Annotated in this window: 21 protein-coding genes; 2 read left to right on the top strand and 19 right to left on the bottom strand. The window is 34.9% G+C overall.

Annotated features, from left to right (window positions below; all coding sequences use genetic code 11):
* Window positions 1-351 precede the first annotated feature (351 nt).
* Window positions 352-549 carry a type II toxin-antitoxin system RelE/ParE family toxin gene (locus tag BUA71_RS18030; RefSeq protein ID WP_083572112.1) on the bottom strand — a complete coding sequence of 66 codons (198 nt, stop codon included), beginning with the start codon at window positions 547-549 and terminating at the stop codon, window positions 352-354.
* Between the two features lie 88 nt (window positions 550-637).
* The gene (locus BUA71_RS14135) at window positions 638-910 is read right to left on the bottom strand and encodes an addiction module protein (protein ID WP_245812602.1); all 273 of its coding nucleotides are present in this window, start codon (window positions 908-910) and stop codon (window positions 638-640) included.
* 213 nt (window positions 911-1,123) lie between these two features.
* Here BUA71_RS14135 and BUA71_RS14130 point away from each other — a divergent pair, with 213 nt between their 5' ends.
* Window positions 1,124-1,429 carry a GIY-YIG nuclease family protein gene (locus tag BUA71_RS14130; RefSeq protein ID WP_072880886.1) on the top strand — a complete coding sequence of 102 codons (306 nt, stop codon included), beginning with the start codon at window positions 1,124-1,126 and terminating at the stop codon, window positions 1,427-1,429.
* A 436-nt stretch (window positions 1,430-1,865) separates the two neighbouring features.
* Here the strand turns inward: BUA71_RS14130 and BUA71_RS14125 are convergent, their stop codons facing one another.
* The 12 genes from BUA71_RS14125 to BUA71_RS14070 form a co-directional block, all read right to left on the bottom strand.
* On the bottom strand, window positions 1,866-3,023 hold the full coding sequence (locus BUA71_RS14125; RefSeq protein ID WP_245812601.1) for a glycosyltransferase family 4 protein: 1,158 nt from the start codon (window positions 3,021-3,023) through the stop codon (window positions 1,866-1,868).
* 397 nt (window positions 3,024-3,420) lie between these two features.
* A complete protein-coding gene (locus BUA71_RS14120) occupies window positions 3,421-4,047 on the bottom strand; it encodes a class I SAM-dependent methyltransferase (RefSeq protein ID WP_175545964.1) in 627 nt (208 codons plus the stop codon).
* Window positions 4,034-4,990 carry a glycosyltransferase family 2 protein gene (locus BUA71_RS14115; RefSeq protein ID WP_083572110.1) on the bottom strand — a complete coding sequence of 319 codons (957 nt, stop codon included), beginning with the start codon at window positions 4,988-4,990 and terminating at the stop codon, window positions 4,034-4,036. The genes BUA71_RS14120 and BUA71_RS14115 overlap by 14 nt, the downstream gene beginning before the upstream one ends.
* Before the next feature lie 86 nt (window positions 4,991-5,076).
* Window positions 5,077-5,748, bottom strand: coding sequence for a hypothetical protein (locus tag BUA71_RS17870; protein WP_245812600.1), 672 nt, complete (start codon window positions 5,746-5,748; stop codon window positions 5,077-5,079).
* Window positions 5,749-6,276: 528 nt separating this feature from the next.
* A complete protein-coding gene (locus tag BUA71_RS14105) occupies window positions 6,277-7,671 on the bottom strand; it encodes a glycosyltransferase family protein (RefSeq protein ID WP_072880880.1) in 1,395 nt (464 codons plus the stop codon).
* Window positions 7,671-8,543, bottom strand: a complete 873-nt coding sequence (locus tag BUA71_RS14100; protein ID WP_072880878.1) for an N-acetylneuraminate synthase family protein — start codon at window positions 8,541-8,543, stop codon at window positions 7,671-7,673. The genes BUA71_RS14105 and BUA71_RS14100 overlap by 1 nt, the downstream gene beginning before the upstream one ends.
* A complete protein-coding gene (locus tag BUA71_RS14095) occupies window positions 8,533-9,696 on the bottom strand; it encodes an acylneuraminate cytidylyltransferase (RefSeq protein ID WP_072880876.1) in 1,164 nt (387 codons plus the stop codon). The genes BUA71_RS14100 and BUA71_RS14095 overlap by 11 nt, the downstream gene beginning before the upstream one ends.
* 73 nt (window positions 9,697-9,769) lie before the next feature.
* Window positions 9,770-10,645 carry a hypothetical protein gene (locus tag BUA71_RS14090; protein WP_072880874.1) on the bottom strand — a complete coding sequence of 292 codons (876 nt, stop codon included), beginning with the start codon at window positions 10,643-10,645 and terminating at the stop codon, window positions 9,770-9,772.
* Window positions 10,646-10,657: 12 nt separating this feature from the next.
* Entirely contained in the window at window positions 10,658-11,746 is a 1,089-nt protein-coding gene (locus BUA71_RS14085) for a glycosyltransferase family 2 protein (RefSeq protein ID WP_245812599.1), read from the bottom strand.
* Between the two features lie 328 nt (window positions 11,747-12,074).
* Complete coding sequence (locus BUA71_RS14080; protein ID WP_072880872.1) at window positions 12,075-13,226, bottom strand: glycosyltransferase family 4 protein; 1,152 nt, start codon at window positions 13,224-13,226, stop codon at window positions 12,075-12,077.
* Between the two features lie 27 nt (window positions 13,227-13,253).
* Entirely contained in the window at window positions 13,254-14,171 is a 918-nt protein-coding gene (locus BUA71_RS14075) for a glycosyltransferase (RefSeq protein WP_072880871.1), read from the bottom strand.
* 55 nt (window positions 14,172-14,226) lie between these two features.
* Window positions 14,227-15,483, bottom strand: coding sequence for a glycosyltransferase family protein (locus tag BUA71_RS14070; protein WP_072880869.1), 1,257 nt, complete (start codon window positions 15,481-15,483; stop codon window positions 14,227-14,229).
* A 221-nt stretch (window positions 15,484-15,704) separates the two neighbouring features.
* On the opposite strand from BUA71_RS14070, the gene wecB reads away from it, so the two are divergent.
* Window positions 15,705-16,781, top strand: a complete 1,077-nt coding sequence (wecB, locus tag BUA71_RS14065; protein WP_072880867.1) for a non-hydrolyzing UDP-N-acetylglucosamine 2-epimerase — start codon at window positions 15,705-15,707, stop codon at window positions 16,779-16,781.
* On the opposite strand, the gene BUA71_RS14060 is transcribed toward wecB, so the two are convergent.
* The 5 genes from BUA71_RS14060 to BUA71_RS14040 all read right to left on the bottom strand — a co-directional run bounded on the left by BUA71_RS14060 (window position 16,767) and on the right by BUA71_RS14040 (window position 21,610).
* The gene (locus tag BUA71_RS14060) at window positions 16,767-17,702 is read right to left on the bottom strand and encodes a glycosyltransferase family 2 protein (RefSeq protein ID WP_072880865.1); all 936 of its coding nucleotides are present in this window, start codon (window positions 17,700-17,702) and stop codon (window positions 16,767-16,769) included. The genes wecB and BUA71_RS14060 overlap by 15 nt on opposite strands.
* Before the next feature lie 3 nt (window positions 17,703-17,705).
* Window positions 17,706-18,545 carry a glycosyltransferase family 2 protein gene (locus BUA71_RS14055; RefSeq protein WP_072880863.1) on the bottom strand — a complete coding sequence of 280 codons (840 nt, stop codon included), beginning with the start codon at window positions 18,543-18,545 and terminating at the stop codon, window positions 17,706-17,708.
* Complete coding sequence (locus tag BUA71_RS14050) at window positions 18,542-19,792, bottom strand: glycosyltransferase family 4 protein (protein ID WP_072880861.1); 1,251 nt, start codon at window positions 19,790-19,792, stop codon at window positions 18,542-18,544. Before BUA71_RS14050 ends, BUA71_RS14055 begins: the two co-directional genes overlap by 4 nt.
* A 14-nt stretch (window positions 19,793-19,806) precedes the next feature.
* Window positions 19,807-20,829 (bottom strand): glycosyltransferase family 2 protein, encoded by a 1,023-nt coding sequence (locus tag BUA71_RS14045; protein ID WP_072880859.1) that lies wholly within the window; start codon window positions 20,827-20,829, stop codon window positions 19,807-19,809.
* A gap of 97 nt (window positions 20,830-20,926) precedes the next feature.
* A complete protein-coding gene (locus BUA71_RS14040) occupies window positions 20,927-21,610 on the bottom strand; it encodes a class I SAM-dependent methyltransferase (RefSeq protein WP_175545963.1) in 684 nt (227 codons plus the stop codon).
* Window positions 21,611-21,624 lie beyond the last annotated feature (14 nt).

Raw genomic sequence — 21,624 nt, 5'->3', positions numbered from 1 at the left:
TATTAACAAAGAAAAAAAGAAGCAAAAAAAGAAATTTTCATCATCATTACCATCCTTTCTTAAATAAGTGAAATTGTACTTTACAAACCTAAAGGAGTGCTCGGGACGGAATGACTTCCTACTGTCATTCAGAGCCTTTCGACTTCGCTCAAGACAGGCTGCGAAGAATCTGAATCAACGTTCAAGAGATTCCTCTCCCGAGGCCTCGGGACGGAATGAAAGTGCGTTGGAATGATAGTACGGATGTCATTCAGAGTGGAGCGAAGAATCTCCACCAATATCTAGAGATTCCTCCTTCGTCGGAATGACAGTAAGGTTGTCATTCAGAGGAACGAAGAATCTCAATAAAATTTAAATTCTTTCGATTCCTGTTCTCAGTTCTCTTTTTGTATGTAAAACAGCGTGGATAAAAACGGTATTACTTTCTAAGGTATAATACAATGCAAAAGGAAAGATCTCCATAAATATAATCCTTACCTCATTATATCTTTTTTGGTAATGTTCAGGATTTTTCTTCAGTAACAAAATTGCTTCCTCAACTTTTTGTATAAATTTTTTAGTAAGATGCTTTCCGCGGGTTTAATACCATTCACTGGCTTCAGCAATATCACGTTCTGCCAATCTTTTTACAACAATCTTATAAAGCATATTGCTCTTTCAAGGAATTTTTTACTTCCTCCCAATCCTTTCCATCATTTGGATTTTCCCGATGGAATTTTATTCGTTCATCCAAAACATCTTTATGGGATTGTGGCAATTCATTTTCTTCGGCTTCAATAATGGCATTAAATATTCTTAACATACGCTCATCCGCATGCTCTACAAACTTTAGAATCCTGGTTTTAATTTCAATTGTTTCCATTATAGCAGTGTTTCTTTCAAAAATACAAAATCGTTTTATGTTTTTCATAATTTATAAAGTTAACCGATGAGATTCCTCTCCCGCTATCGGAACGGAATCACAATACGTATGTCATCCAGAGCGGAGCTTGCGGAGCGAAGAATCTCAGCCAACGTTGAAGAGATTCCTCCACGTCGGAATGACATTCGTTGTCATTCAGAGTGGAGCTTGCGGAACGAAGAATCTCTACTGTGTTTATTAGTTTTTATTTAAATTAGAACAATGAAAACCCTGGGAACTCATAATTACTACGTTTATATCCTAACTAATAGGAATAAAACCGTTTTATATACCGGGATGACTAACGATCTGAAAAGACGCTTGTTTGAGCATAGAAACCCAGAAGCCTTCTCCAAAGCATTTACAACGAAATACAAATGCTTTTTCCTCATTTATTACGAACATTTTTTTAATGTGGAAACGGCAATACGCAAGGAGAAGATTATTAAGGGCTGGTCGCGAAAGAAGAAAAATAACCTAATATCCGATTTCAATTCTGATTGGAAATTTTTAAATGATGAGGTCTGATTCATAGTAGTAAGGCTTGAGAGATTCCTCCTTTCGTCGGAATGACAGTGCGTTGGAATGATAGTACCGATGTCATTCAGAGTGGAGCTTGCGGAACGAGGAATGACAGCGCGATGTCATTCAGAGCCTTTCGGCTTCGCTCAAGACAGGCTGCGAAGAATCTGAACCAACGTTCAAGAGATTCCTCCTTCGTCGGAATGACAGTGCATTGGAATGACTATACGGTTGTCATTCAGAGCGGAGCTTGCGGGGCGAAGAATCTGGACCAACGCTAAAAAGATTCCTCCTTTTGTCGGAATGACAGGGTGTTGGAATGACAGTTCGGTTGTCATTCAGAGCCTTTCGACTTTAGCCTTTCTTGAGCGTTAGACGAAAGGCTCAAGACAGGCTGCGAAGAATCTTTAATGCGCCTGAGTTTCTTCTCTCAGGTGTTCCTTTATTGTTTTTGCAATATTTGTTTATAAAATCCCAAATTCTTTTTCACCACCACTTCCGAAGAAAACTTTTTTATCACCTGCTGTCGGGCAGTTTTCCCCATTATTTTGGCTTCTTCGGGGTTGTTTAGCAGATAGAGTACTTTTTCGGAATAAGCTTTATGAAGTTTAGGATCTTCGGTAAATCCCGTTTTTCCGTTAATCATTACTTCTACCGCCCAGCCTATATTGGAAGTTACCACTGATTTTTCCATCGCCATTGCTTCCAACCAGGTCATGGGCAATGCTTCGGCAAAACTGGGTAAAAGGATTACAGTTGCTGTTGCCAGATGTTCCTTTATTTCGGTATAACTTACTTCCGGAAGGTAAGTCAGTTGATTTAATGCAACTGCTGAAAGCTTTTCTCTAAACAACTCCAGCGTAGATCGTTTTTCGAAAATATCAACCACATCTTTGCCAATCAGTAAAAGCTCAGTTTCCGGCTTTTTTAAAACTATTTCATTAAAAATTTCGACTAATTCTAACACTCCTTTTTTTCTTATGATTGTTCCGAAATACAGAAGTCGGTTTTCTTTGGGCTGAATTGCAGATGGCGGGAAATTCCCGATTTCAATACTATTTGGGATGATACTGATAGGTTTTTTTAAGTTGAAAATCTTCCTGGTTTTTTCCGCAGTAAAAGCACTTACCGAGAGCAGCGCATCTGCCGATTTTAAGGCGCGTTCTTCAAACAAACGGTTTTTCCATTTTTGTTTTCGGCCTTCCAAAGCACAAAAATAGGCATCGCTGCCGTGCATTCTGATAATTATTGGACATTTTAGTTTTATAAAAGCGGTAATCCCGATCCAGTCGGGGGCTTCTACCAAGTCGATTTTCTTGCTTTTAATAAATTTATTTAAAAGCTGTTGCAGGTGTTTTCTATATAAATACCATCCAAAAAAAGTATATTTTTTATGCTTAATAAGATAAAAATTAATACCGTTTTCCTTAAAACTGGAATCTTCTTTCTGACTATAAATAAAAACGCTGACTTCTATATTTTGTGTCACCAGAGAAGTTGCCAGGTTTTTAATACTGGTGCCCAGACCCCCGGAATTACCGGTAGCAGGATTGGGATATTCTGGGGTAAGGAAGGCGATGTGCATAATATAGAAAATCATTAGTCTTTATAAACATACAAAGTATATATCATTAGTCGTAAAGGCATTAGAATTACTATAGTTAAAACTGTTGAAAGCAGATAATGAAGATTTAACCTTAGCCCAATGTTGTAAAAAAGATTTGCATTAACATAAAAAAATATTATTGAACCTAAATAGCGGAAAAATTTGTAAGAATCATGCTTTTTGAAAAATAAAAATCTCAATTGCACCCCGTATAAAATTAGATAAGCACTTCCATAAACTATTGCAAATGTCAATTCTTTACTAATATTCAACTTTTCTATGAGAAAAAATAGGCTTGAAAAAGTGTACAAATAGCTTATCAAGCTTATGAACAAGTATTTTAGGAATAGTTTTTTGTTACTAAATAATTTTTTTGAGGAAAGTATAATATTCAATATTTTTCTGCTAAAATAATTGTCCATGGTATCGGCGATTCAACGGCTAAAATTCTTCCATAATTCTGTTCTACAAGCTTTATAATAGATTTCCTCGACCAATGATTTATATGTCCCGGAGTGTTACCGAATCTTCCTGTGTATTTGAATCTACAGAGATTTAATATACGCCATAAAGGCTCATTTGGAACACCTAATATTAAATATCTATTCGAAATTCTATGAATTTCTTTTAAAGCCAATTTTGGATAATCTAAATGCTCCAATACTTCTAACAGAAAAACAAGATCTATACTATTTTTTTCGAATTTAAGTTCATAAACGCTTTCTTGAAAAATAAATATATTTGGATTGTTCTTTCTGGCAATGGGAATTAGCTTTTCTAAAAATTCAGAACCACTTAATTCATCAATCATATCTTTCAATCTAATTGTTGAATTACCTTCTCCTATTCCAATTTCATGGCCAGTATTTACATTTTCAGTTAATTTCAGCAATCTGTTTACTGCTTTGAAATAATTGTTCAAGAGATACTTAGATATATAATTAGAATTTTCATATTTTCCAGAAAAATCTTCTGTTTCTGGCTTAGCTTTTAATTTTGAATAATCAATTCTTTTCAAAATATTTCTTTTTAGTGAGATACAATATTTTTTCTTGATTTTCCCGAATTCTATTTAACATATCAGCAATAAAAGCTAAGGTTACAATTACTACAGCCATCCCGCATAGTGATAGTGCTATAAAACCAAAGCTTTTATAAGGTGTAATCTTGCCGGAATTAAACCAATGAACTAATACAAAACCTCCTATTAAAAATGCTATAAATAGCACAAAAAATGCAATGCCCAAAAAGAACTGCAATGGTTTATAATCCTTTAAACTTTTGAAGATAATTATTGAAGTTCGAATCGCATACCCAAGAAGATTATTGGCTACTCTCGAAACTCTATTATCAAAATAAGTTACCCTCACTGGTACCTGAGTCACTCTATATCCCTTATGTAATAATTCTAAAATGGTTTCGTGGGTATAGGTGAATTCGCCTTGTAAATTTAGTCTAAATAGACAATCCTTAGAGTATGCTCTAAAGCCACATGAAGCATCTTCAATTTTAGTTTTACTTATTAAACTGACGATCTTACTTATTCGCTTGTTTCCCCAATATTTAATTGCGGGCATTTTTTCTGGACCACCCTTCCAAAACCTATTTCCTATGCAAAAATCAGCTCGATTATCGAGTATAGGTTGCAACATTTCATTTATTTGGGTTGCATCAAACTGCCCGTCTGCATCAATACTTACCAAAATATCTGCTTTTGTTTGCAGTGCGTAATTTAAAGCGGTTTGAAATGCTTTACCAACTCCTCTATTTTGAGAATGATTGACAACAGTAGCACCGGCAAGCATTGCTGCATTCGCAGTTTCATCTATGCTGCCATCGTTAACAACCAACAACTCAATTTCTTTGAAACCATCATAAGTTTTAGGCAACGCGTTCAAAACGGACTCAATTGTTTCTTGCTCATCTAAAGCAGGCATATAAATAAGTAATTTTTTGACCATTTGTTGTAATTATTTCAACATTTACTTTATCCTGCTTCTAACAAACCCTCCCAAGGACCACCTAAATAGTGCATCAACTCATCACATTACAGTTTGCTCAAAACTACATAATCTAATCTCAATTCGTTTATCACATAGATTATGGCTATCAATTTTGCCAAGAGCACAAATAAAGAATCTTTTAGTTTTAAATAGTTGAAAAATAGGTAAAATCCCAATAAAAATCCAGGCAGCATAATTAGCCAATACCTGCTAAAACCAGTTCCTGCTAAAACTAAACCTGTCATAACAAGCATTATTGCGGCAAAAAGTTTATTAAAGGAAGAATGTTTTTTTAAATTAACCAGATAACCAGTGGTAAAAGTTAGGATTAAAAAGCAACTAATAATCCAGTTTCTTATTCCGGTAATAGGAATAAACAAAGAGATAAATGCGGGTATTCCGTTAACCTTTCCTACTTCTTCATGTTTAATAAGACCTATACCAGCTTTTAAATTATACAATAATTCATTGTTCTTAAACCTAGTAAAATAGCTAAGACCGGTATCCACATCTTTCTCTAAAATATATATATATTTGAACCAAAAAAGTAATGGTAGTGCGCATAAACTGCCCAAAATTACTATCCTGCTAACTTTTTTATAATCCTTATTAACAATTAAATTTTTAAAATAACCAAAAAGAATATAAGCAACCAAAAGTCCTAATACGGCATACACGTATCTCGTCAAAACCAAAGCCATAAATGCTAAAAGCACAAAAATCAAATCTTTTTCTCTGTACTTTATTTTTGATACAAAATAAATGAAGATCCAGAAAAAACAAAACAATAGAGGCTCCGGGTACAGCTTTAAACTCCATACTACAAAATTAGTATTCACAACGGTAAGTAAAATGAGACTCCATACAATTTCCCTATTTAGCTTCAATTTCTTGAAAAACAGAAAAACATACCTAAGTCCTATTACTATAAATAGTAAATTGACCAGCTTGACAAGCACAAAGCCAACTATTGGGTTAAATTTTGTATAAAAAACGGCAATTAAAATTGGTATTGAGGGCGTTATAGTTGAAGGTTTGTTATTTAAAGAATATTCACCAAAGAAAATAATATTCCTAGCAATTTTGGAATAGGTTATCTCATCACCAAATAACGGTAAGAATAATATCCTTAATGAAGAAATGAGACTTAATAGGATAAGAATAGAGATAAGCTGGTTTTCCTTCAGAAACTTTATAGTTAGTCCCATTATAATTGATTTAGTACAATTTAAGTTTTGAATTAATTATGCCGTGATTTCGTTTAGACAGTTCCAAATCCTCTGCGAAGCTTTTTCAGCATCTTCTCCCGCTACCATTTTAAACCAGGTTTGCGCTTCTTTAACCATAGGTTGTGGCTCTTGTAACAATTCTTTCAACCTAAATTTTAATTCTTGTTTGCTTTTAACCCAACCAACTGCATTTCTGGAAGGCATAGACCTAAAATGCACATAGTTATAATTTTGGCCAATATCCCTTATTCCTTTTTTAAGTTGGGGCTGCTCATAATCTAAATAAATACAAGCTTTGTTATGTAATGCAAAATCAAACACCATGGAAGAACATATATTTACCACGAGTTCTGAATGTTCGCAAATGATATTCAGCAAACTAAAATCTTCCTTTAGAGGAAATATCTCATTCCAATTTCCACCCATTTTCGCCCAGGCTGGTTCTATGGAAACAATAAGCTCTTTATACTTTTTCAAGACTTCATCATATCGATTAGTGGTGTCTACAGGCGCTTTCCTGAAAATAATTCTGAGATTACTTCCTTCATTATTTAGTGCTTTAACAGCAAGAGCCAGGTCTTCCAGATAATATTGGTCTAAAGGAGAAGTGGTGGTATCATCCCCCGAAAAGCAAATATATTTTATGTTCTCATCCAACCCATATTCACGAAAAAAATCCTGTTTAGGTAGCATTAGGTTTTTATCAAAGTGAGGTTCAAACTGAGGTGTTCCTGTAACAAAAACACGACTTTCTGGAATATATGGATAATATGTGAGTAATTGCTCTTTCATTAAATCACTCCATACAAAATAATAATCGGTATCGACCACCAGCATTGCTTTCGGCACATTGTCCCAGGAATAGATAAAGCTGGCTGTAGGGATTTTTAGATCACGGGCAGCCAATATTGGTGCTATAGCCTGAGTAGAACGCTGACTGGTGCAAAAAACAAAATCGGGTTTATGTTTTTCCAGCTGTTTTTTGCAACTGATATATTTGCTGCTCTTTCGTTCTAATTTTTTTATCTTCTCACCAATTTTAAAACCTCCTTCTTCAGTATTGTAGAACTTAATCAAAGATTTTATAAAAGCAGTTTTGGCTTTATTCTTTAAACCTTTGGTATTAAAGGGAAACTTGTAGGTATGATAAACCTCATCATTAAATTTATTTGCCCAATTATTTAATTCCACGCGCTTTCTCGCCCTTGAATAAAGCGGCGTCAATTTATGCGTTTCGGTTTCATTAATTTTCAATTCCTGAAAACCCAAGCGGTCTTTAATAGGAAACACAGTATTGTTCCAATAAATAAGCTCTGCCTCATATTCGATCTTTAGTTTTTCAAATTGGGTATAGCCGAAGTTCCTTAAACCAACACCATCGGGCACAAGAATAAAAATCTTCTTATTCATCAGGATTTTTGATATTTCAATTTTCTCCTTTGCACTTGTTCTATATCAAGAACATCCTTTTCTTTAAAAGCAAGCGCTTCTTCAACCGCCAACAAATCGCGTTTAAGTTTTCTAAGTCCGGCCGGCTCCAAAGATGCGGCGTGATCTGTTCCTTTCCAGGTCCTATCCAGGGTATAATGCCTTTCTATAATATTTGCACCCAGGGTGTAAGCGGCAACATCTACAGCGATTCCCAGGTGATGCCCTGAAAAACCTATATGCTTTACTTTTTTTTCGTATTCCTGTTTTAAGCGAGAGATTTCGAGAAGGCATACATCCTTAAAAGGCACCGGATAGCCGGAAGTACAATTATAGACTATCAAATCTTTATTTCTTTTCCTCTCTTCATAAAAATTGATTAACCCATCAATTTCTTTTTTCGTGGTCATTCCGGTAGAAATATGGATTTCTCCTGAATAATTTTTACAAAGCCAACCCAACATTTCAAAATTATTGTTGCAGGCTGATGGGATTTTGATAAAATCGGGATTAATAGACGCAATCTCTTGTGCTGAAGTTAAATCCCACACAGAACTGGAATAGGTAATGTCTAAATCTTCACAAAATTGTTTGAGGCTGCGGTGTTGCTCCAGGTTAAATTCTAAAAATTCCCTGTGCTCCCCATAGGTTTCCCCATAAGAATTAATGGGATTGGGATGGGGTGCGTTGTATTGCGCAGTTGTAAGCAATTCCTTATTATTCCTCTTTTGAAATTTAACCGCATCTACCTTGCAAAACACTTTCGCCATGGTGATTAGTTCCCTGGCAAGTTCCATCTCTCCCTTGTGGTTACAGCCAATTTCAGCAATAACATAAGGACTCTTATACTTCATTAAATCGTTTATTATATTTATATAGAAAATCGCAGGCTTCGCGAATGGCTCCACTTCCGGAGGCTTTAGATAAATTTACATCGGCAATATTTTTAATCTCACGCATAGCATTGGCCGGAGCAAAAGACCAACCTACTTTGCACATATTAGCCATGTCGTTTACATCGTCCCCAACATATGCCAAATTCGAGCTTTTTAAATTTTCCTGATGCATCAAATTTTGTAGCAAACCAAACTTATCCTTAACTCCCAGGTAAACTTTATCAATTTTTAATTTTTTCATCCGGGCGGCGACAAGTGGGGAGTTTTCTGAAGTCATAACCCGTACTTCAATACCGTGTTGTCGTAAAATCTCCAGGCCCATTCCATCCCGCATATCGAAAGATTTAGCCAATTCCCCCGATTCGGAAAACAGTACTTTTCCGTCCGTAAAAACGCCGTCCACATCTAAAAATAAATGGGTGATTCTTGCGTTTCCTTTGTTAGAAATTAATTGGGATTTTAGTAATTTTTCAGCTATTTCCCAATCAGCTTCTGAATCTATCTCGACATAAGAATTTGCCGGCATCTCTACTGTTGCTATATTCCCACTAATCCTGTTTTCATTTTCTTTTAGTACTTTTTTCGTTGTGCAATAGATAGCACCATTCTCCACCAAAAGCCCTTTAAAATCCTGTCTTCTTGGCCTGTCATTATAATCGTAATTTATGGCCCGTCCAGTTTCGTCCCAAATAAAACGTTTGGTTCTTACCACACTTAAAGAGCTGTCAAATCCCCGGCTGAGTTGTTCCAAACATTCGTTAATATGAATAGCACGGGTAAAGGGGGAAGTGGCCTGTAGTAAACAAAAGACATCGAAATCATAATTGTCTTTTTCACAATATTCCAGGATAGCAGCTTCAGTAGAAGCAGCGTCTCCGGCGTTTTTATCAGATCTCCTTACGGCTTTTAACTTCGTGGTCCAGGTATATTCCTGCGCAACAAATTCTAATACATCTTCATCATCGCTAAATATAATTACCTCATCAAGATTAGAGAATACAGCTTCGGCAAGGACCCAACTAAAGAGTGGCCTTCCCAATATTTTACGCTTATTCTTTCCCTTAATTCCTTTAGATCCTTTTCTTAAAGGAATAAATCCTACAGATTTCATAATTCTTGTTCTTAACGGCTAATATAATGTCTCTATATTTAATTTAATAGCATAATAGCGGAAGACTAAAAATTTATACTTTTAAAACCACGTTTATTGCCCCCGCGGTAAGTTCCTTATCTGTAAAATGTGTATAGTCTTTATGTAACTGCAAAGCCTTGAATTTTTTATAAACTGCCGAGTTTTTATTTGGAGTGCTATAATCCAAATGTGTTACTTCAAGTCCGGCAGCTTCAAAAATACTTAAATATTCCGGCAACCTCAACCGGTTGTGATAATCAAATTTTGTTTGTTTTTGCTGCCACTCGGCTTCGCTGTATTGCAGAAAATCCTGCAAACTTAAATTTTTATCCACATAAGCTCTATGGTCGCTGGGGGAGATCAAATGAATGATATAAGTGCCCTCTTTCAGCTCGTTTTTAAACTTTTTATGCATCAACTTTAAATCCTGCGGAATAACATGTTCCAGCACAAATCGGGAAAAAACCACATCAACCTCAGGGAGTTCTGAACTTATCAGGTTGGTTTTTGGATAATAAGCGACACTTTCGGGTAGCGCATACCTGCTATTAGCGGCAGCAGCAACGGGGATGCCAAATTCTGATGTAAACAAAGCATTAAATCCGCGAATATTCCTTTTGTTATAATGCAGGTTTAAATCGTAAGTAGCTACCGCCCGGGCTTTCCCCAAATAGAGCATAAAATAGGGCATTGCCGGCACCCAACCCGAGCCAATCTCCAGAACCGTTTTTGCACGCAAAGAAAATCCTATTTTTTTGCAGATTTTTTTAAGAAGCCTATAGCTGTTAAGGTTGCTTTTAAGTTTCTTTTGTAAGCTGCTACTACCCAAAAGCTGTTGGGTTTGGTGGTACATAGCGTAACCAATTTTTGGCGGCAGCTTATCCAGTATTTTAAAAAAGCTGGTTTTTAGTTTGAGTTTTAAAGACATACATACAGAAGGTTAGCACTTAATTGCGAATTCAATGCTTTTAAAGTCTGCCCCTATTTTATAGATATAAGGTTTATCGCGGTAAAATGAAATAACCTGCAACAGTAGCAAATCGTTGATTTCTTTTAAACTGTAATATTCCGGTACTTTTTTCCCAAAAATCTTCTTTAAGCGGAATTTACCCGAGCCTTCAAAAGTCGATTTTTCTATGCGAAGTTTTAAAATTTGATTTTCCAGGCCGGGCAGTTCTCCATACAAAAAGGCCTGGATTTTCGCTTTTTCGTTCGTCAGTTTTAAGTTTACCGGCTGTGCTTCGAGTTGCAGGAAATCTGCCTTGCTCAAGATGTTGCCCCAGGAATTTTGATTGATTATGGTTTTTTTTTGCTGAATAGCAAGTTTTAAATACTGATGATTTATTTGAACAATCCCCTGTACCTGTAGACGTCTGCTAAGTTTTTGGGTTTCTGAAGCCCGATAACTTTTATGCCATTGGTGCAATAAAAGCACTTCTTTATCAAAATATTCAAGCTGAAAACCGGCATTTTTTATTCGCGCGTGCATATCGGTATCTTCGGCACCCCAAAAATGATAAAACTCATCAAATCCGCGAAGCTTTTTTAAAACCTCAACCGGGAACATCGTGAGGCCGGTTGCTTCCGCGGTGCTTTTTCTATACTGATGAAACCTGTTTTCTGAAATATCTCTTATTTTATCTTTTTCTGAAGTAAAACCTACCTGAAAATAAAGGCTTTTATCGGTTTCCTGAAGCGAGATAGCTTTTTCCACAAATGTGGAATGAAAAATAATATCCACATCGGCCACAAAACAAAAGCCCGATTCCAGGGTTTTAATCACCGAATTTAATGCCCGGCTTTTATTCCACGGCTGGAATTGGGTAAAACAATATTGATAGCTTATAAACGAATAAGCAGCGCATAGTTTTTTGACTTTTTCGGCAGTTTTTGGATCACTCCCATAATCGATAAAAAAAACTTTAAATTCTTTGCTGGTTTGCCTTGCTAAAGACTCAAAAGAATTTTTAAGCCTTTGTAAATCGCGGTTTCGGTATGGGTAGATTAGGTTTAGCAAGTTAACTTTCAATTTTTATGGCTGTTACTAATAAAGCTATTACTGTTATAATAAATTGTTATTCCGACAAAAGAGAAATCTTTTTAGCATTGGTTGAGATTCTTCGCTCCACTGTGTTCCACTCTGAATGACAACGCACCGTCATTCCACCACATTGTCATTCCGACGAAGAAGGAATCTTTCTTGCGACAATGTGAGATTCTTCGTTCCGCCCGCTCCACTCTGAATGACAACGACCACGCACTGTCATTCCGTCCCGAGAATACGGGAGAGGAATCTTTTTAGCGCTGGTTGAGATTCTTCGCTCTGCTCTGAATGACAGCAATAACGCAGTACTAAACTATAGCAAATTGTTTTCAACTAATTTATATTTTTTCAAAACTTGTTTTTTGATTTTTTCCCTTTCTAAGTTCGGTTTAATATTTTGTGTGTTGTATGTAATTCCTGATTTTAATAAATCTGGGGTTTCTATAGCTTTTAAAATTAGTTTTGCAATTTCGTTGCTATCTCCCGGGTTTTTAATCAACAAACCATTTTTGCCGTGTTTAATAATTTCCGCAGTCGCCCCACCCGGATTGGATTGGATAGAGAAGACTTCCATGATTATGGCTTCCAATAAGGTGTTGGGCATGCCATCTGAAGTGCTATTGCCAATATAAATTTTTGCTTTCCCCATCAACTTCAAAATTTCTCTATGCGGCAATTGACCAAATAGTTTTAAATTAGTAAACCTCAACAATTCTTTAGAATTAGCTACATAATCAAATACCTCCTGGGGAGCACCAAAAACAACAATTTTATAATCCTTCAATTCCTCTTTTAGACTGGTTACGGATTTCAATACTTCTACGGCCTTTCCATTTCTGCCTTGATATCCTTTTATCAGCAAAATATCCTTTTCGTCCAGAGGCAGAACGAATTTCTGCGCACTTTTTAAAGAAAAACCTCCTCCTCCCGGAAACGTTCCTAAATATGACCCCTTAAAACCGTTTTCCTGAGCAATGTTGTAATCCCGCTTACAGTCTGTAAACAAATAATTTATGCAAGGTAAAGTTTTTTGAATATCTAATAACTTAGCTTTTTCGTTTCTAAAGTAGTACAAATCACTGCCCCAGGAGGAGTAAATCCATTTAATTTGGGGGTTCTGCTGCATTACTTTTAAAATCGGTGCTGTCGCCAGGTACATCACAAAACTATGTACAACATCTGGTTTAATTTGCTTTAATTTTTCCTCAAATACTTTTTCAAGTTTTTGCTCATTAAATATATTTATCAACTTATTGAGAACAGGAAGCTTTCTCTTTAATCTATGACGCCCAGGATAATCCCAGCGGCGACGCCAACCGGTGATTTGATGTACAAAATCTATTTGTTTAAAATACCCCCCAGAATCATATACATCCAGCCAATAAACCTGGTGACCTGAACCTTCCAATTGTTTGGTCCAATTAAAAAAGTGTGGAGAAGCTATGGAGACGAGAAGGATTTTCAAAATTTATTCAAATTTGATTTTTAGGCGTCATTTAATTTTTTTCAATATCGAATAAAAATATAATTTCGTTAGTGGAAATAGAGATTTTATTCTAAGAAGTTGAGTATAAATTTTGAATGCTTTAATGTAATCCCCCTCCCGATTGTAAGCCAGCATTAATGATTTATTTTTATTCCTAATACTCTTTCTAATAAACTTTTTCCAATGTTTGTATTGCTTGTCATTATTAAGAAAGTTTAATATTTTTAATTCAACTTTAAAACTATTGCTCAACTTTTTATTGAGTTTAAAGGACTCTCCAATTTCTACACGATAAACCGCAAAAACCTCATCCATAAAATAAATCTTACCACCTTCTTTAATAGTCCAAAGATAGGTTGGCCAATCGCCGTACGGCAAGTTCCTTATCCAGGAGGGCAAGCTATTATTTATCATATTATTCCTGAAAAGCACCGTTACAGAAGGTATAAAATTTTGCATTATTAAGTTACTAAAATCACCATTTTTTACAACATTGGAACCACTTACATCGGAATTACTTATCGTTCCATCTGGATATAATCTCCTACACTTCCCGAAGACGATGTCGAAGATTCTATTAGCATCTAAGAAATCAGCTTGCTTCTGCAGTTTATAGTCATCTATCCAAAAATCGTCCCCGTCGCAAATAGCTATGTATTCTCCTTTAAGCTCATTTGATGTTTTTAAATAATTGGCACCAAGACCTAAGTTTTCGAAATTTTCTACAATCCTAATTTTTTCTGGATATTTGGCTCTGTAGCTTTTACATATTTTTAAAGTATTGTCGGTACTGGCATCTTCCCCAATTAACAACTCGAAATTAAATTTTGTCTTTTGGTTTACAACACCTTCAATTGCCTGTGCAATATAATCTTCCTGATTATAGGCAAGCATAAAAACACTAATTTTAAGGTTGCTTTTCATCAAAATACCTGAGTGTTATACCAAAAATTATATTTTAATCTAAACTAAAAATTTCTTAAGTCCGAATTTCCTGAAAAGTTTTTTTAAGATATTTAGGAGACAGATATTCTCTTAAACAATCGTGTTTGGAATTATCGCTTTTATCTGAATTTCTTTCTTTATACAAAGTACCAATATGCTGATAAATTGCCTCCACATCATCTATTTCTGCCCAATAAGGATAATCTTTACCCAATAACCTATGGGATTCGCTAATGTTGGGACCCAATAATAAAATTGGCTTTTCAGACGCAATACAATGTGGAAATTTCCCCGGTAAAAACGGACTTATGGGAGCTTTTGCTTCCAAAATAACGTTTACGCTGGCATTTTGCTGCACGGCATACACGCAATCGAAAGTAAGTTTTTTTTCCGTAGCATAAAACTGTGGAACTTGAAACATCATTTTTTGAAAATTATTGGAATATATTGACGGACCATCAATCATAATTAATCGGACATTTTCCCTGGCCTCAGGATTTTTCTCTAAAAATAGTTTAAAAGCTTTTAGAAGTCCCGTGGGATTTCTTGCCCCCATCAAAAATCCGGCGTGTACAATATTAAACTTGGTTTTATCAAAAAAGGCAGGAAGCTTACCTACTGAATAATCTGTTTGAATTTGATGTGGGATAATGACCCGCTTATCTTTTGAACCCGGATAGTAGGATTCCATCCATCGTGCTAATAGCAGGCTGGGATAGGCCATAAAAGTTGCATTTTTTGAAATCTCAATAAAAAAATTACGCTTTTTTGCATGTCCCGGTTCCACCCAATCGTAAGGCCTTGGATAGCAACTGAAGGGATAAGGATCGTGAATATAAGCCATCCATTTTTTATGCCATTCCGCAGGCATTTTTAAAAGTGCATGATGTGGCCTAAAGCTTCCGCCTTTGCTTAAGGTCAATACCAAATCATATTCTTTAATCTGTATTTCCTTAAGACTGGAAACTATACTGTTCCGGTCGTTAAAAAGCGTAAAGGAAAAACCGAAAATCTTTTCGAGTGGTTTATTAAGATGTATTTTTAATTTATATCTAATCTGCCTTTCCAGTCTGCTTAATATAAACAAGAAGCTTCTTCTATTTTCTTTTATGGCATAACAGGGAATGTTTTCCAATTGGATATTTTTTCGGGTATAATGATATACCTGAAGTTGAAATCCGGCTTTTGCAAGGTTTTTTATTAAGGCAACCCTTCCTTTGGAAGCGCTGCTGTCCTCTACGTCTATCGACTCTGCAACTACCAGGATTTTTTTGAGGGAAGATGATTTCAACAACTGAGTAATTTTTGTTAAAGATATAAAATTGATTGATAATTAGCGCTTCGACAGGCTCAGTGGGACAATACAAAACGCTTTGAAAGGCTCAGCGTGACGTAGGGCACGTCAGTCTATGCTTGTCGAAGACCAACTAAGCCTTTCGCAGCCTTTTAAGCATTGAATAAAAAAACAGAGAACTCAATAAAATCCCTTAGTTTTGTTTAAAGCACTCCAGAATGATAATAGACCTTATAGCGGGGGCCCGCCCAAATTTTGTAAAAATTGCCGCGTTGTTCGGTGCTAATGAAGAAATGGGAAAGCCTCTAAAATTTCGGCTTATACATACCGGTCAACATTACGATGAAGCGCTAAGCGGAAGTTTATTTAAAGATTTAGAACTCCCAAAACCCGATATTAACTTGAATGTAGGCAGCGGTTCTCAGGCAGAACAAACTGCGGCAATAATGATTGCTTATGAGAAATTGCTGGAAAAATCCAGACCAGATATTTGTCTCGTGGTGGGCGATGTAAATTCCAGTATGGCCTGTGCTATTACCGCCAAAAAGATGCGGGTAAAAGTGGCTCATATTGAAGCCGGTCTTCGCTCTAATGACTGGGATATGCCGGAAGAAGTGAACCGGGTTTTAATTGATAGCATCAGCGATTATTTTTTTACCACTACTCAAAAAGCATCAGATTTTCTAATAAGCCAGGGGCATAATAAAAAAAATGTGTTTTTTGTGGGCAATACCATGATTGATACTTTATTAAGGTTTAAACCCAATTTCCGCAAACCGGAAATATGGGATAAATTTCAACTAAAGGAAAAAGAATTTATAATTGTTACCCTGCACCGTCCGGCCAATGTTTCTAAAGAAAAGTTTTTAAAAAGCTATCTTGAGGAAATACTAAAAAATTCGGAGGAGCTTTCCGTAATTTTCCCGGCGCATCCAAGAACACGGAAATTACTAAACAAACTCGGTTTTACCCATCCGCGACTATTTATAGTGGATGCCCTATCTTATTTGGAATTTAATTATTTGGTAGAAAGGTGTAAAGCTGTACTAACCGATTCTGGGGGGATTACCGAAGAAACCACGGTTTTGGGAATCCCCTGTTTAACCTTAAGGAACAATACCGAAAGGCCCGAAACTATCAGCCACGGAACTAATGAGCTTTTGCGTACAGATCCCAAAGCTATTGCTCCGGCTATAAATAAAGTATTGACCGGAAATTGGAAAAAAGGGAGTATTCCTGAATTATGGGATGGGAGAACCGGGAATAGGATTGTTGAAATTCTAAGACATCTTTAGTTTGCCTTTAAGTTTGAAAATGGGTTTTAATATTGGATAAAATTTATAGCCCAAAGAATAAGCTATTCTTCTTATCCAAGAAAGTTTTGAATTAGCTACTGCATAATTAAGAATTTCTAATTCCTGAAGTTCAAAACCCAGCCGGATAAAATAATATTGTAAGGAGTTTGATAAAAGCTTTTTATCTCTGAGGTTATCAATAATCAATTTAGTAGCTATAATTTTAGATTTTCTTCGTTTTAGACTTCTATTTTTAAACTCCCCCGTATTGGAATTGGGATGCTTTCTTCCATAAAAAAGAACTTCATCTATAGAAACTCCTTTAATCCCGGAAGAAAGAATTCTAGAATAACATTCCCATTCTTCTGCATACATCAAACTCTCATTAAACCTGTTTTTATTATAACATTCCCTTCGCCACATTACCTGACACGAATTAAAAGGGATTTTATTAGTAATCATTTTGTCTAAAACAGAAATGTCCAGGAGTTCAGAATTATATTTAGAACTTCTATCGAAATTATAGTGAAAATCTCCCCAAAAAACTTCTCTCACGTATCGAACGTAACCAACTTTATTATTAAAATTTTTAACTGAAATCTTTAAATTCTCTGGATGCACAATATCATCATCATCAAAAAAAATAATAAAATCGCCTTTAGCAATATCTAGGCCCATATTGCGGCATCCCGGCAAGCCTTTTTTATATTTTGCAGTTCGTTTTAGATACTTAAACCGGGTATCTTTTTCTAAATAAGGTTGCAGTACTTCTATGGTATTGTCTTCGCTGCCATCATCCATAATCAAACATTCCCAGTCTTTATAAGTTTGACTTAAGATTGAATCTAAAGTTTCCTCAATGAAATGAGCCCTATTATAGGTGGCCATGATAATCGTAACCTTTTGAGAATGCTGCGACATTTTCTATTTAATTAAGGATTTGATAAACCTAAAAGGTCTTAACAAGGCTTCTCCTAGTTTAAAGTCGATTCTCTTCGTATTCTTAATTTTCTCCCTTTCTTCAATCTTAAGCCTTTCAATAAAATTTGTAACTAGTTCTTCGAAGTTTTCTTTGTAAAGTTCAGAATGCTTTAAAATGATAAATTTGAACTTATCCAATTTTAATTTTTTTATTTGCGCGGTGGTAGAATTTTCACGAACCTGATAATTGAACAATACCTCGGGTAATACATGAGCCACTCCCCCAGTTTTTAAAATATTTAAATAAAATTCCCAATCTTCAAGTCCTAAAATAGGCAATATTTCTTCGTAACCCCCACATCTTTCCCAATCCTTTCGCTTAAACATGGAACTTCCCATTGCTGAATTCTTAAATAAAAAATTATTGATGTTCCCCCCAGTAGAAGTAAAAATATCAATTTCACCTTTTATATGAAATCTTCTCGTTTTACATGTTACGATTTTTATATTGAAATCACGCTCTATTGCCATAATAGCTTTTTCACAAAATGTCGGTTCAAAATAATCATCTGCATCTAAATTCAGTATATACTCCCCATTTGATTGTTTAATACCGTTATTTCGTGCTATACTTTGACCTTGGTTTTCTTGAGTGATTAGTTTAGAGATTTTAGGTTCCAACCTCCTTAAAACCATCTTAGTGTCAATATTGGAGCCATCATCTACAACAATTATTTCCTTATTCTTATAAGTTTGATTTAAAGCAGAATTTACAGCTTCTTCAATGTAAAGATAGTCGTTGTAACAGGGTATTATTATTGAAAGTTTTCCGGAATTATTCATTTTACTAATTCAGAATATAAATTACACCAACGTTGGTCAATAATGGCCTGAGCAAAATTCTGTGTAACAAAAGCTTTCGCATTGGCACTCATAGTTTCAAGCTTTTTTCGATTGGAAAATAACATTTCAATTTTTTCTACCATTTTATCGGTGTCAAACTCCGGCACAATAAACCCGGTTTCGCCGTCTTTTAAGGTGTATTTTACACCTCCCGAATCAAATACAACTACCGGTAAACCACAAGCCTGTGCTTCTAGAGTTGCCAAACCCTGTGTTTCCCTTCTATTATTTTCAACCGGTACCGCTGCTAAAATATACAAATTGCCGGAAAGCAAATAATCTTTTACTTCTGCCTGACTTTTTTTACCGATAAGACTAACTTCAGATTCTAATTTGAACTCCTTTATTAAGTTCTTTAAAGCTAATCTTTCCTCCCCTTCCCCAATAATAGATAAATGAACAGGAAATCCTTTTGCCTTTAAGCTTTTCACCACTTTAATGGCATATTTATGTCCTTTAACCTTATCCAACCTCCCAACGCTAATAAGTTGAAAAGATTCTTCGATTTGATTTTTTTTCTTTTCTCCATTAAAAAAACTGGCGTCCACTCCCACGGGTATTGTTTTAAGCTTTTGGGCAGGACAACCTAATTCCTCGATCTTTCTGGCAAGATAAGGCGTATTAGCTATTATGAGGTCGCCGTAGAGGAATAAATCGTCATAATATCCATTATTCTCAATAAATCCATTTATTGGAAAAAAGGCATCATGGCCGTGAAAAGAAACTATAAGTTTAGAATTGAAAAAACCTATTTTTTTAAAGTTATCAATAGGACTTCGATTAGTGCCGTATTGAACATGGATAATATCGAAATCTTTAAATTTGGTATAGAAATGAAATTGATAGAACAGGGATAAGCTTAACTTCTTTTGTTCTTTTAGAAACCTTCTAAAGAAAATAAAATTTCTAAAAATATTTGGAAGCAGAAAAGCTATTTTCAATAATCGAAATAATTTATTTTTTGGAACTTTATAATCTTCAGGAATTATTTTATCGGTAATCTCGTACTCCTCTATAAGCGATTTCTGTTTGCTTTCCTCAAAATCTAAAGCCTCTTTTACTAAAACAGAAACCTCAAAACCGCATTTTATGGCCGTGATGATTTGAGCGGTGATGAAAGTCTCCGATAAATGCGGAAATTGCCATAGTTTGAACAAAATCCTTTTCCTATTTTTTGTTGGATTCATTTCAACTATAATTTCTATTCTTTTAGTGACCTGGTGCGCTTTCTAAATTTTCTTCTTAGAACAAAATTAATTTCATCCCATTTCAGCATTGACAAAATTTTTAATCGTTGGTTAAAGCTAATCCTGGAGTCCGGATTTAAAAAAAATATATGATAAATAATCATTTTCCGAACTTGTTTTATATGTTTTTTAAACTCGGTATTTTCAAAAACCCTGTCCTTACTATTTTTTTTGAGCAGTGTGCGAAACCACTTTTCTAGAAATTTAAAATCTAACGCATTTTTTATTTCTTTCTTAAAGAACAACCTAATTAGTAAATGATCAGGGAATTTTTCGCAGTTATATGAAAGTTTCTTGTATAGTTCCAATTTTATTTTAATACTACCTGCTAACTGTATCTTCCTGTATTTTGAAGAAACCTGATTTCCATGAACCCGGTATAAATATAAGAATTCTGGAATATTATAAAATTCGCATTCCCAGGCAGATCGGGACCAAAAATCATAATCCTCTACGTGAAGTTTATCTTTATCGAATTTGAACTTTTTGAATGCTTCTTTTTCAAGTAAAACGGAACCTAAACTCATAGGGCAACTGTTTAGCAGTTGTGCTTGAATTTGACTGTGATATTCAAAATGTTTTAAAACTTTATTTTCGTTTCCAAAAAACTGAAGCCAACAGCCAACTGCCTTTATGTCCTGATTGTTTTCTAAAATCGCTAATTGTTTCTCAAATCTGTTCCTTAAAGAAATATCGTCACCATCCATTCTGGCGATGTACTTCCCCTTTGCTAAAGAAAAACCTAAATTTAAGCTATCAATTAGACCTTTATTTACAGTTTTTTTAATGAGTCTTATACGCTTATCTTCAAATGCTTCAACCTGAGATACGGTGTCATCTTGCGATGCATCATCAATTATTAAAAGTTCAAAATCTGAAATGGTTTGGGACAAAATGCTCTCTATCGCTTCTGATATGTAGGATCCGCAATTATAAACAGGCAGCACAACAGATATAAGCGGTAGGTTATTCTTCATATCCTTTTCATTGTAAGCAATAACAAACTTTTAAATTAAACATCTAATAAATATAGAACTTGATGATAACAAAGAACTATTATCGAAATGAGAGGTGCTATTTTCCTCCTTTTCGAAACAACCATAATTGATAAATTTCAAATTTTGGCGCATCAAATCTTGGTTGCAAAGAAATTCTTTTTAAATCAATTACATTAAAAGAATTTTTATTTAAAATTTCCTTTATTTCATCTTCGCTTAACCAATCTTCTACTGGTTGATTTGGCATCAAATATTTATTCCATTCATTACTAACTTCTTTCCGCGGCGTCGTTAATATTAAGTAACCATCTTTTTTTAGAAGAAGGCTTATATTATGGACAAATTTATTTTTATCATCATCAGGAATATGTTCAATGACTTCTGAACAAACTATTAAATCGTAGTTACCCGCTTTCTCACTATCTTTGACAAAATCATTTAGTTTACCAAGAACAAAAGATAGTTCGGGGAATAACTTTCTGGCATGTCGCACTACTGCTCCTACGGGCTCAATGCCTTTAACTTTTCCATAATCTGAGAGTAAATTTGTAAGCCATCCGCGACCTGAACCAACATCTAGTATCTGTAAATCCCTATTTTTGTTTTCTATTTTTTTAAAAAAATCTTTTATTAATTCCCATCTTAACTTTTCTTCTTCATTAGGAGTTTTTTTATTCCAATTAGGATCATTTACAAATAAATTCTTATAAAATTTAGATTCTTTTGTTTTAACTTTCCAAGACTTGATATATTTTTTCAAATCAGTTTCATATT

The sequence above is a fragment of the Salegentibacter echinorum genome (assembly GCF_900129445.1).
GTDB classification, from domain to species: domain Bacteria; phylum Bacteroidota; class Bacteroidia; order Flavobacteriales; family Flavobacteriaceae; genus Salegentibacter; species Salegentibacter echinorum.
This window is presented reverse-complemented; position numbering and strand designations above follow the sequence as displayed.